Source organism: Firmicutes bacterium HGW-Firmicutes-1 (assembly GCA_002841625.1).
Classification (GTDB): domain Bacteria; phylum Bacillota; class Clostridia; order Lachnospirales; family Vallitaleaceae; genus HGW-1.
On sequence record PHAG01000009.1, the window covers coordinates 88,654 to 101,313 of the forward strand.

Annotated in this window: 11 protein-coding genes; 6 read left to right on the top strand and 5 right to left on the bottom strand. The window is 32.7% G+C overall.

The genetic code is table 11. The features are described 5' to 3' along the window. The first annotated feature begins 5 nt into the window (after nucleotides 1–5). Complete coding sequence (gene lon, locus CVU84_11490) at nucleotides 6–2,366, top strand: endopeptidase La (GenBank protein ID PKM94076.1); 2,361 nt, start codon at nucleotides 6–8, stop codon at nucleotides 2,364–2,366. Continuing rightward, nucleotides 2,353–2,952, top strand: coding sequence for a YihA family ribosome biogenesis GTP-binding protein (locus tag CVU84_11495; protein PKM94077.1), 600 nt, complete (start codon nucleotides 2,353–2,355; stop codon nucleotides 2,950–2,952). Before lon ends, CVU84_11495 begins: the two co-directional genes overlap by 14 nt. A gap of 120 nt (nucleotides 2,953–3,072) precedes the next feature. Here CVU84_11495 and CVU84_11500 read toward each other — a convergent pair whose 3' ends face one another. The 5 genes from CVU84_11500 to CVU84_11520 form a co-directional block, all read right to left on the bottom strand. After that, nucleotides 3,073–3,597, bottom strand: a complete 525-nt coding sequence (locus CVU84_11500) for a DUF4364 domain-containing protein (protein ID PKM94078.1) — start codon at nucleotides 3,595–3,597, stop codon at nucleotides 3,073–3,075. A 137-nt stretch (nucleotides 3,598–3,734) separates the two neighbouring features. Continuing rightward, nucleotides 3,735–4,658 (bottom strand): TIGR01212 family radical SAM protein, encoded by a 924-nt coding sequence (locus tag CVU84_11505; GenBank protein PKM94079.1) that lies wholly within the window; start codon nucleotides 4,656–4,658, stop codon nucleotides 3,735–3,737. Nucleotides 4,659–4,661: 3 nt separating this feature from the next. Then, nucleotides 4,662–5,093 carry a hypothetical protein gene (locus CVU84_11510; protein ID PKM94080.1) on the bottom strand — a complete coding sequence of 144 codons (432 nt, stop codon included), beginning with the start codon at nucleotides 5,091–5,093 and terminating at the stop codon, nucleotides 4,662–4,664. A 93-nt stretch (nucleotides 5,094–5,186) separates the two neighbouring features. Beyond that, nucleotides 5,187–6,338, bottom strand: a complete 1,152-nt coding sequence (locus CVU84_11515) for an NAD-dependent malic enzyme (protein ID PKM94081.1) — start codon at nucleotides 6,336–6,338, stop codon at nucleotides 5,187–5,189. Between the two features lie 332 nt (nucleotides 6,339–6,670). Then, nucleotides 6,671–7,774 carry a hypothetical protein gene (locus CVU84_11520; protein ID PKM94082.1) on the bottom strand — a complete coding sequence of 368 codons (1,104 nt, stop codon included), beginning with the start codon at nucleotides 7,772–7,774 and terminating at the stop codon, nucleotides 6,671–6,673. A gap of 608 nt (nucleotides 7,775–8,382) precedes the next feature. On the opposite strand from CVU84_11520, the gene CVU84_11525 reads away from it, so the two are divergent. The 4 genes from CVU84_11525 (at nucleotide 8,383) to pfkB (ending at nucleotide 12,618) form a co-directional block, all read left to right on the top strand. Then, a complete protein-coding gene (locus tag CVU84_11525; protein PKM94083.1) occupies nucleotides 8,383–10,125 on the top strand; it encodes a cell division protein FtsH in 1,743 nt (580 codons plus the stop codon). 280 nt (nucleotides 10,126–10,405) lie between these two features. Next, the gene (locus tag CVU84_11530; protein PKM94084.1) at nucleotides 10,406–10,855 is read left to right on the top strand and encodes a PTS mannose transporter subunit IIAB; all 450 of its coding nucleotides are present in this window, start codon (nucleotides 10,406–10,408) and stop codon (nucleotides 10,853–10,855) included. A 9-nt stretch (nucleotides 10,856–10,864) separates the two neighbouring features. Next, on the top strand, nucleotides 10,865–11,635 hold the full coding sequence (locus CVU84_11535; protein PKM94085.1) for a DeoR family transcriptional regulator: 771 nt from the start codon (nucleotides 10,865–10,867) through the stop codon (nucleotides 11,633–11,635). Nucleotides 11,636–11,688: 53 nt separating this feature from the next. After that, nucleotides 11,689–12,618: a 1-phosphofructokinase gene (gene pfkB / locus CVU84_11540; protein ID PKM94086.1), complete on the top strand. Its 930-nt coding sequence runs from the start codon at nucleotides 11,689–11,691 to the stop codon at nucleotides 12,616–12,618. The last annotated feature ends 42 nt before the right edge of the window (nucleotides 12,619–12,660 follow it).

Below are 12,660 nucleotides of genomic sequence, written 5' to 3' on the forward strand. Positions count from 1 at the left end.
ATATAATGAACCCAAAATCGTACATAGTAGATTTACCCGTATTAGCCTTAAGAGGCATAAATCTTTTTCCAGACATGGTAATGCATTTTGATGTGAAAAGAGAAAAGTCTATTGAAGCCTTAGAGTTTGCAATGCAAAAAAATCAAATGGTTTTTCTGGTTGCACAAAAGGAAGCACATCTTGAAGAACCAAATCCAAAAGAAGATTTGTATGAGCAAGGAACAGTAGCAAGAATTAAACAGATGATTAAGCTCCCTAAAAATATTGTTAGGTTGTTAGTTGTAGGAGAAAAAAGAGGAAGTATTTTGAGTATAACTCAAGAAGAACCATATATCGTTGCTGATATCCAGGTCAAGGACGAGGAAGAAGTAGAAATTATCGATGCTCAAAAGAGTGCCTTACTTAGTATGGCTAGAGAAATGATTGAAGAATTTTCAAAAATGAATCCTACATTTGCGAATGAAACAGTCGCAAAAATGTTAATGATAGAAGATATTGGAAAAATAGCGGATGCGATTGGCTACAATTTAATTGGATCACTCGATAATAAACAAAGCCTATTAAGCAATGATGATCCAATTAGTAGACTTAAGCTAGCGATTACAATACTGAATGCAGAAATAGAAATTGTAAAAATTAAAAGAGATATTAATGATCAAGTCAAGGTTAAAATAGATAAAAACCAAAAGGACTATTTCTTAAGAGAACAAATTAAGGTAATTCAAAATGAATTAGGCGAGCAACAAAGCATAGAAGAAGAAATTGATGAATATGTACAAAAAACAAAAAATATCAAAGCCTCAGAAGAGGTGGTTCAAAGATTAGAAAAGGAAATCAATAGACTGAAAAAAATACCACTCGGTTCAGCGGAAGGTACTGTGAGCAGAAATTATATTGAGTGGCTGCTAGACATGCCATGGGATCATAGAACGATTGAAGCTACAGATTTAGAAACAGCAGAGAACATATTAAATGAGGATCACTATGGTCTAGAAAAGGTGAAGGAACGTGTTTTAGAGCATTTAGCAGTACGCAAGCTTTCAGAAAAAACAGATAGCCCTATTATTTGCTTAGTGGGACCTCCGGGCACGGGTAAAACGTCCATAGCAAAATCTATTGCAAGAGCTCTAAACCGAAGTTATTCAAGGATATCCTTAGGCGGCGTAAGAGATGAAGCAGAAATTAGAGGACATAGAAAAACATATGTTGGAGCGATGCCAGGAAGAATCGTGAATGCTTTGAAATATTCAAGGACAAGTAATCCATTGATATTACTTGACGAAATAGATAAGATGACGAGTGATATGAGAGGTGATCCATCATCAGCACTTTTAGAGGTACTTGATGGAGAACAAAACAGTAAGTTCAGAGATCATTATGTTGAAGTTTCAGTCGACTTATCAGATGTATTGTTTATTGCTACCGCGAATTCATTAAGGAATATTCCTAAAGCATTATTGGATCGATTGGAGTTAATAGAGGTATCAAGTTATACAGAAAATGAGAAGGTACATATAGCAAGTAGATTTTTAATTCCCAAACAGAAAGAAAAACACGGTATTCCTATAGAACAATTAATGATAAGTGAACAAGCAATCACTAGAATCATTAATGAATATACAAAAGAAGCTGGTGTGAGAAATCTCGAAAGAAAGATTGGAGAAATATGTCGTAAAGTTGCTAAGCTCATTGACGCGGATCAAAAAATGGCACATAAAATTACTGAAAAAAATATAAAAACATTTCTTGGAACACCATTATATCGTTTTGATATGGTATCAGAAAAGCCTCAAATAGGTATTGCAAGAGGCCTAGCGTGGACAGAGGTTGGTGGAGATACCTTATCTATCGAAGTAAACGTTATGAATGGCACAGGTAAATTTGATTTAACGGGACAGCTGGGAGATGTAATGAAGGAATCTGCTAAGGCAGCCATTAGCTTTATAAGATCAATGAGCGAATTAATAGAAAATATGCCTGAAGACTTTTATGAGAAAAAAGATATTCACATTCATATTCCAGAAGGTGCTGTTCCTAAAGATGGACCCTCAGCTGGGATAACTATGGCAGTTGCTATGATTTCAGCATTAACTAACCATCCGGTAAGTCATGAGGTTGCTATGACAGGTGAAATAACATTAAGGGGAAGGGTGCTACCCATTGGCGGTTTAAAGGAAAAATTATTGGCTGCTAAAAGGGCGGGAATTAAAAAAGTTATCGTACCCGAGGATAATAAAAGAAATATTGCAGAGATTAATAAGGAAATACTAAAGGGCTTGAATATTGTATACGTAAGTAATATGAATCAAGTGTTAAAAGAAGCCTTAATTGATATCAATCAGGAGGAGCAAAATGCTTGTAAATAATGTGTCATTAGAAGCTGTAGGAGTAAAAATGGAACAATTCCCAACAACAGGTCTACCTGAAATAGCTTTTGCTGGAAGGTCCAACGTAGGAAAATCCTCATTAATTAATGGCTTAATTAATAGAAAGGCACTTGCGAGAACATCAGGACAGCCAGGAAAAACAAGGACGATTAATTATTATAATGTTGAGAACGTAGTATATTTTGTAGATCTACCAGGATATGGTTATGCCAAGTCTTCAAAAACCTCAAGAGAAGAATGGGGTAAAATGATTGAATATTATCTAAAAAAAAGACAAGAATTAAAAATTGTCGTATTACTTGTAGATATCAGACATGAGCCTTCTGAAAATGATAAAATGATGGTAAATTGGATACGAGGAAACGGTTTTGAACCAGTTATAGTGGCTACAAAAGCAGATAAGATCAATAGAAGTCAAATACAAAAGCATATTTCAATGATTAGAAAAGCCTTGAAATTAAGTGATGCGAGTGCAATTATTCCTTTTTCATCCATGACGAAGCAAGGTAGAGATGCAATATGGGATGAGTTTGAAGACCAACTTGGATTTAAAGAAGAAGAATAGAATTCACAAATAAATAGATTAAAAATAATACCCTATCGAATGGACATGGAAAATATGTCTATGCAATAGGGTATATTATTTGTTAGGAATGTATAGCGAAGCAATTTGGTAAAACATTCTTTATTTGGTTAAATCTGCTAATAGATTTTTATATATTTCATGATTGTTAGATTTCCAGTTTTCACATATTTTTATTGCATAATCTTTTTCATAAACTGTAACCTTTAGCTCCATAATAATTTCTTTGTTTTCTTTTGCAACACAATGCACTAGGATATCCTCTTTTACACCAGGATAATACTCAGCAGATATTTCTAGAGTTGATTTAATCTCAAACTTGTTATCATTAAGATACTTTACAATTTCTTCTTTTGTACTATCAGGAATACGGTTTTCGAAAAACTCTAAGGTGGTTTTGCCGCTTTCTGTAATGTAATACATAGTTGTATGAGAAATATTTGTAGTTTTTAATAAATCTGATTCTGTCATCTGATTCAAGTATTCTTGTAAAGAGAAGTAATTTGTATAGCCATTATTCAAAATGAATTCAGATATTTTTGAATTTGTTAATGGTGAGTTTAGTATATTTAACATATAAAGTATAATTAATTTATTTAAGCTAAGTTCTTGATTCGTAGCATTCATATTTCTCCTCCTCTTAAGTAACAATTGCTCTTTTTCTTATTTTATATCATATTGGGAAAATAAACAAGTTGATTTTAAAAAATACACAGCATATGGTATCTCTTTATAAAAAACATACTATATATTGTTGCGAGGAGTTACTGATAGTGTTTTCCTTGATAAGAAGATCTATCCTTAAAAAACGTTGTTATCGTATTTAGTACTAACTTTTTATTTGTACTCCACATAGGAGCCAACAATAGTTGTCTAGGTCCATCACCAGTTATACGATGAATGACAATATTCTTAGGAATTCTCTCAATACAATCTACTATTAAACCTGCATATTCCTCTAAAGATAAAGGTGTTATACAATGATCATAATATAACTGCGCTAAATCTGTTCCTTTTAATATATGTAATAGTTGAAGCTTTATCCCTTGAATTGGTTTTGAAACAACATATTGCACAGTTTCTAAAATATCTTCGCAAGATTCTTTTGGAAGGCCAATTATAAGATGTACTACTACATCAATAGAATAACGATTAAGTTGCTCAACAGCTTCTTCAAAGCATTCTAACAAATAGCCCCTTCTAATAAGTTCAGCAGTCCGAGGATGCATAGTCTGTAGTCCAAGTTCAACCCAAAGTTTTTTTTGTTTGCTGATATCATGAAGTAGGTTAAGGATATCCCCATCAAGACAATCGGGTCTTGTTGCAATTGATATACCTACTATGTCGGGATGGTTGATGGCTTCCTCGTAGATTTTCCTTAAATAATCAAGATCGCCATAAGTATTTGTAAAGGCTTGAAAATATGCAATATATTTTGAACCCTTGTTTTTCTTTGCAATAAGTTCCTTACCTTGTTCGATTTGATGCGTAATACTCAGTGCTTTATCTGAGGCAAAATCACCAGAACCACCTTCACTACAAAAAAGACACCCTCTAGTGTCTATTTTGCCATCTCTATTGGGACATGACAAATTAGCATTTAAAGCTAATTTGTAAACCTTTTCTCCGTATAACTCCCTATAATATTGATTGAGTGCATAATAAGGTTTATCATTCCACATATTTATAGTTTACCTCACAGAAAATTCTTCCTTACATTTTTCTTGCCTTAAACGTTTACAAATGATTAATAATTTTTGCCATTCTTCTTCTGAGTCAATGCTCTTAACACGTTCAATAAAGTCAAGTTTAATGTTAAAGATCAAATGTTCCTTTAATAATGTAGTATTATAGTACTCTGTATTTAACAATTCTGAAAGAACATCTATCGTGTCACTTGAAATATTCGAAGGTAAATATGGAGATAATTTGTTTAATGCTATTTCGATTTCTTGATATTGTCTTTCAATTGGATTGTCTTCATGAGTGCTTAAATAATAATTCAAGGATTCCATATCAAAGAAAACAATATTTGATATTTCCGAGAAATCATAATTTGTTAAAACGAATCTAAAATGGTTAAGTTCATCTATTAAAACTTCCTCGCTCATTATTTCTGACATATGAATACTCCTTTAATGGACTATACTATAATATATGTCTGATCATAAAAAATAAACTGGTAAGATTGAGGAGTTCCTTCAAGTATCATTTTTTTAACGGATGCAGCTTATTACAGCTTTAGCAACAACCTCGGCAACACCTTTTTCAAAAGGCATGGGTAATATGTTTTCATCTGTAATATCTGAAACATTTACCATATTTGCTAATGCTTCAGCTACAGCAAGCTTCATTTCTTCAGTGATTTGACTTGCGCGTCCTTCTAAAGCACCTTTGAAAATTCCAGGAAAAGCAAGGACATTATTTACTTGATTTGGGAAATCTGATCTTCCAGTGCCTACGACTCTTGCACCTGCTTTTTTTGCTAGGTCTGGCATGATTTCTGGAACAGGATTTGCCATTGCAAAGACAATTGAGTCTTTGTTCATTGAGGAAATCATTTCTTCAGTTACTATACCAGGAGCTGAAACACCTACAAAAATATCAGCATTTTTTAATGCATCCGATAAGGAGCCATTCATATTATTTGTATTCGTTTTTTCTGAAATTTCCTTTTGTGCCCAATTTAACCAATTTGCTCCTCTATAGATTACGCCAGGTTTATCACACATAATGATATTTGCAAAATTCTTTTGAAGTAAAAGTTTGCATATTGCTGTTCCAGCAGAGCCTGCGCCGTTAATGACAACAGTACATTCAGATGGTTTTTTATTAACAAGTTTTAAGCTGTTAATAATACCAGCAAGAACTACAATTGCAGTACCGTGTTGATCATCATGAAACACAGGTATATTTAAAATTGCCTTTAAACGTTCTTCAATTTCAAAGCATCTTGGTGCAGCAATATCTTCTAAGTTAATGCCGCCAAAACCAGGAGCCAAATAGGTAATTGTTTTAACAATTTCATCTACATCTTTTGTATCTAGGCAAATTGGAATCGCATTTATACCGGCAAATTCCTTGAATAAAACAGCTTTGCCTTCCATAACAGGAAGAGCAGCTTCAGGTCCAATATCACCTAAACCAAGTACAGCAGTACCATCAGTGATTACCGCTACTGTATTTCCTTTCATCGTATATTTATAAACATCTTCTTTATTTTCATGTATTTTTTTACATGGCTCAGCTACGCCAGGAGTATAAGCAATGGATAAGTCTTCTTTATTATTAACCTTAGCTTTCGAAGTAATTTCTAGCTTACCTTGCCATTGTTCATGCATCGCAAGTGATTTTTCTTGTATTGTCATGATGACACCACCTATATTATTTATTTGGTCTTATTTTAACAGAATATGACTTTATTGTGCAAGAACTTTTCGAATTACTTACGGGGAACTATCCTAAAAACCAAAGTACCTTTAGATCAGCAAGCTAGAAAAAGGGTATATATAAATAAAATAACCACAATAAATGTGGTTATTTTGGGGAGTATAATATTTACAAGGGTTGTGAATATTATTATCTATATTGTTTTTTGAAGGGGAAACAATATAGATTACTAATTATTATAATATAATTATAAAATAAATACAATATCAATTTTAACCGAAAGTGGAGGTTTTGTAACATACTTCCGGATTTACATAATTTCTTCGATATTTAAGGAAGTCTCAGTCATTAGGTCTACCATTCTTTCGCCAATTTCAATGATAGGCCTTGATGGAGCAGTATTGTGAATAAATACAATTTTACCAATATCACCATTTGAGAGCTTAACCTCTTTTCCAAGATAATTATGAGCAATGTTTTGTAAAAAAACAAACAAGAAAGCAGTATCTAATAATCCATAGGATTCTTGCTCAAAAACTTGTATTACTTTAAAAGGTGAGAACTTTTTGTGATAGGAACGATTTGAAGTCATGGCATCATAAATATCAACAATTGCAATAATCTTAGCAAATTCGTGAATATCTGCTTCGTGTAATCCTAAGGGATAACCAGAACCATCCATTTTTTCATGATGCATCAATACTCCGTATTTAATTGCATCTGAGATTGGCTGATCCTTAATAGCATCATAGCCTAATCTAGAATGTTTTTTTATTGCCCCAAACTCTTCAGAAGTAAGTTTTCCTGGTTTGTTTAATATATTTTCATCAACCTTCACTTTACCAATGTCATGAAGCAAGCCAGCGAGGGTAAGCTCTTCTATTTGAGCAGCGGGTAATTTTAACCAGGTTCCAAATATATTGCAAAGCAAAGAAACATTCAGAGAATGCGTATAGGTATAATCATCGTTTGCTTTTAAATGATATAGATAGTTGAATAGTTCACCTTTCGTAACCAAACCATCTAATAAAGATTGACTAATTGTACGCAAATCATCAATTTTTATTTGGTCTCCATTGCTAATTGCATATAATTGTGATTTGATTTCATCTTCATTTTTTTGGTAAACATTACGAAACTCGTTAAAGTTTTGTTGATTTGAAACGTTGGGTGTATTGACTACTTCTTCGAATAGTGGCTGTATTACTTCTTCTTCCTCAATAGTAAGAGGAATACTTGTTTCTAGTTCTATTACAACACTTAAGATATCATAAAGTTTTAAACGATAAATATGTTTTTGTTGTAATGCTGTTTTTCTAGGTATTAGTATTAATCCATTTGAATTCATTACATCATCGCCTAAAATCATTCCTACAACAATATTATCTATTGGTATTCTTTTGAATTTTATCATTGTTCACCTGCTTATTAAGTATTTCTTCTAACAAATTCATTATACCAAATTTTATTACAGAACAAAACAAAAAGTAAATAAAACCATTCATTTTTTTTTGAATAAATCATTAATTGAGAAGAGATAATATGTATGTACGAGAAATACAATACTGTATTTAATAAAAGGAGGAACCACAAATGGCTAAAGGTAAAAACAACGATAAAAGAAATGAAAATCAAATGAGCAATTTAAAAGATAACCGCGACATGAATAAAAATGACAAAAACAGAAATGATAACAATAATAATAACAATAATGAGACAAACTGCAAGAACTAATAGAATTTAAGCAGTTATTTTTGAGGGACTGTTGCACAACGCGAGTTGCGTAATGGTTCCTTTTTTGTGCCTGAGAAAGGGGACAGGCACTTTTTTCTTATGAGTATTTTTACTATTTTCTTTTTTACTTGGAAGGACTCGTTCTAGGATTGGTAACATTCCACTATGGCGTTAAAAAAACAGTCAAAGTATAATAGAAGCACGAGAAAGTGGCCATGCCATTTATAGTAGGCAGGGAAGTCTATACTCAATTAGGTGGCTTTCCTGTTTTATCAAAAGGGGGATAATATGAAAAAGAAAGTTATCATTTTTAGTGTGGTGCTATGTTTCATTGCAGTAATGGTTCTTATTAGCTTAAGATTTGTGGAAAAGAAGGATGTAGCCACAATGAATTATCCTATTTTTATAGAAGCAGTGGAGAACAATGAGGTTGCAAAAGTTATTATTAAAAATGAAGAGCAATTAAATATTATTTTGAAAAATCAAGAAACCTTTAATGTTCCCAATCCATTGAGAACAGATTTAAAAGAGTTTTTATTGTTGAAAGGTATTGAAGTACAATATAAATCGGTAACAGATTTAACGCGGGTATTCTCATCACTTTTTGTAATGATACTTATTCTTGGTATTATACTGTATATGAAAAAGGGAACAGGAGAGACGAAGCAGTTAATTAGAGATTTCAACAAGAAAGGTGTACATAGAGAAAATATTATTAAATTTGTAAATGTTGCTGGAAATTATGAGGCAAAAGATATGGTTAAAGATATCATAGACTTCATAAAACAACCAGAAAAATATAAAGAAATCGGAGCTAAAATGCCAAGAGGTATATTGCTCTATGGACTTCCAGGTACAGGGAAAACTCTTTTAGCTAAGGCAATTGCAGGAGAAGCCAACGTACCTTTTTTTGCCATGAGTGGATCAGATTTTGTGCAAATGTATGTAGGTGTTGGAGCAAATAGAGTAAGAGAATTATTTAAAAGTGCAAGAAAAAGCGAAAAAGCAGTTATTTTCATAGATGAAATTGATGCATTAGGTAAGAGTAGATCAGGTAATAAGGGTGCTGCAAATGATGAAAGAGAGCAAACTTTAAATGCCCTATTAACGGAGATGTCAGGCTTTAATAGTACAGAGGGCATCGTAGTGATAGGTGCTACAAATCGAGCGGATACCTTAGATCCAGCATTGCTAAGACCAGGTAGATTTGATAGACAAATAGAAGTTGCGTTACCTGATAAAGAAGCGAGAGAAGAGATTATAAAACTATATATGAAAGAAAAGCCTATATCAGAGGATGTAGACATTCATCAACTTTCAAAGCAAACAGTAATGTTTAGTGGAGCTATGTTAGAAAATCTTGTCAATGAAGGTGCAATCATTGCAGCGAATGAAGGTTGTACAATTATAACGAAAGATCATTTTGAGAATGCATTTTATACCGTAGTTGCGGGCATGTCAAAAAAGAACAGCAACAATACAGTAAGCGAGGATGAAAAGCTCATTACCGCATATCATGAGGCGGGACATGCATTGGTTACAAAGCTATTGCTTCCAGATATGGAAGTGGCAAAAGTAACAATTATCCCGACTACTAAGGGTGTTGCTGGTTATAATTACAATATTACAAAAGATAAAATGTATCGAAAGAAGGGTGAAATAATAGGAAGCATTAAAGTTCTTCTTGGTGGTAGAGCAGCAGAAGAATTGGCCTTTGGAGAGGACAATGTAACAACTGGAGCAATGAATGATATTAAAGAGGCTTCAAAAGAGCTTTATCAGTTTTATAGTACATATGGTATGGATGAAGATAATAAGTTGTTCTATCTTGATACGGGAGTTGGCATTCCTGAAAGTACATATGAAAAGTGTAGTGAAAAAATGAAAGATTTATACTTAGAAACAAAGCAATTACTCACCTATAATGGTGATATATTAGATAAAATTACCGCGCTTTTAATGCAAAAAGAAACGATAGATGGTCAAGATATAGATGGTATTATGCAAATGGTAGCGGCAATAGATAAGTAATAAACCTTATAAGCAATATAGTCAAAGTGCTTCAAAAAGAATTTAATTCTATTTGGGGCATTTTTTTTATTATAAAATGAAATATAAATATATGTGAGAATGCACAAAAAAAAAGACTATTTATGTGTAATATGTGGAAATGTATATTATGAAAATAAAACACTTGATTTAATTTGATCGATATATTACAATGAAATCAATCAAAAACGATTAAAAATAAAATTAATGATTGAAAATGATTGTTAATGTATTGAAAACGCCCTAGTAAAGGAGTATGTATATGATTATTAATGAAGCATTGATTAACCTTCAGGTTAAACATGAAACAAAAGAAGCAGTCATTCAAGAACTTGCACAAATGGCATATGATGAAGGACGTGTTGAAGATATCGCCGCTTATGTAAAAGCAGTGTTAAAGAGAGAATCAGAGTATAGTACGGCAGTTGGATTTGGAGTAGCTATTCCCCATGGTAAAACAAATGCTGTGAAAGAACCATTCCTAGTATTTGCAAAAGTACAACGTGTTGATTGGGATTCGCTAGACAATGAACCAGTTGATTTGGTTTTTATGATTGGTGTTCCAGAGGAAAGTGCGGGATCACTTCACTTAAAAATATTGGCTAGTATATCAAGAAAGCTTATGAAGGAAGAATTTAGAGAAGGTTTAAGACAAAGCAAATCACCTGAGGAAATTATGGAATTACTAAAAAATAGTGACTTAGGCTTATAGGAGGGTACCATGCTACAAGTTGAGAGACAGAAAAGAATCATGCAGTTGTTATTGAAAAATAGTAGTATATCTGTAAAAAGTCTATGCGATATTTTAGAAGCATCTGAAGCAACCATTCGAAGAGATCTTACACTACTAGAGCAAGAAAATAAGCTAGAGAGAACACATGGTGGTGCAAGTATCAATGACAGCATTAGACTTACTTTTGAAGAGTCTTTCAATCAAAAGGAACTGATTTATTCAGATGAGAAAAGACGTATTGCAAAAAAAGCATTTGAGGAACTTAAAGATTTTGATAGCATTGTCCTAGATTCGGGCACAACCATATCAGAGCTTGCAAGATTAATAGGTGAGTCTGAGCTAAAGTTAACGGTTATAACCAACGCTACTAGCATATCTAATTTGATATCGAATAATCCAAATGTAGAATTATACGCAATTGGAGGAAAGGTTAGATTGAATACACAGGCTACTGTTGGTGCAATCAGTGTTGAAATGATTAAAAGATTCAATGTTCAAAAGGCGTTTATTGGAGTAAATGGAATAACATTAGAAAATGGTGCTACAACACCTTATTTAGAAGAGGCAGAGATCAAAAGAGCAATGTTAGCAATTGCTTCTGAAAGAATCATTATTACTGACCATACAAAATTTCAAAAAGTTGCATTATGTCAAATAGCACCTTTATCCATGATAGACAAGATTATCACAGATAAGAATCTTTCGGATAACGAATACAATAATTACATTCAAAATGACATTTTAGTTGAAAGAGTATAAACGAATCTGTGGTGAAGAGAATGTATGAAAATGGATAAGGAAGGAGGCGCTGTATGATTACAACAATAACATTAAATCCAGCGATAGACAGAACAATTGTTGTTAATGACTTAGAAATGGGGCAAGTGAATAGAATTACCAGTGCTAGAGAAGATATTGGTGGAAAAGGAATAAATGTTGCAAAGGTATTGAAGCAGTTAAATGATTCAACAAAAGCCATTGGATTTATAGGGATCAATAATAAAAAGAAGGTTTATGAACTCTTAGATTTAGAAAATATGAACTATCAGTTTATTGAGGTTGAGGCATTTACTAGAATAAATACGAAAATAGTGGATCATGGAAATCAACTTACTACAGATCTAAATGAACAAGGGTTTAGCATAAATACAGTCTTATATGAAGATTTTAAATCAATGCTTAGAGAGCAAGCAATTATAAGTGACTACATGGTTTTTAGTGGTAGTATACCGGTGGGATTATCCAAGGAAACATATAAAGATTTAATTAAACTTGTAAAAGAAAATACGTTGACTGTTTTAGATGCAGATGGAGAATTACTTGTTGAAGGTATCAAGGCAGGGCCATTTTTGATTAAACCTAATATACATGAATTAGAGGCAGCCTTTAAAACAAGTTTAAATGATGAAAAGGATATTATCAAGCTTAGCCTTGAAATAATAGAAAAGTATGATGTTAAAATGGTTCTAATTTCTATGGGTGGTGACGGTAGTATTCTTGTCACCCAAAAAGAAGTACTAAAGGCAGAACCAATAAAGGTAGTGGTAAATAGCACTGTAGGGGCAGGAGATTCTATGCTAGCAGGAATAGTTCATGGTATAGCCAATGGACTATCTCTTTCGGATTCTTTAGTCTTTGCAACCGCTTGTGGAACATTAGCTGTTACGCAAGAAGGTACACAATCTTTTTCAATGGAAGAAGTACTTGAAGTCATGAAACAAGTACATATTTCCTCTCTATAAAATAAGGCTATTTGTAATGAGTTAATGTTATGTTACAAAACA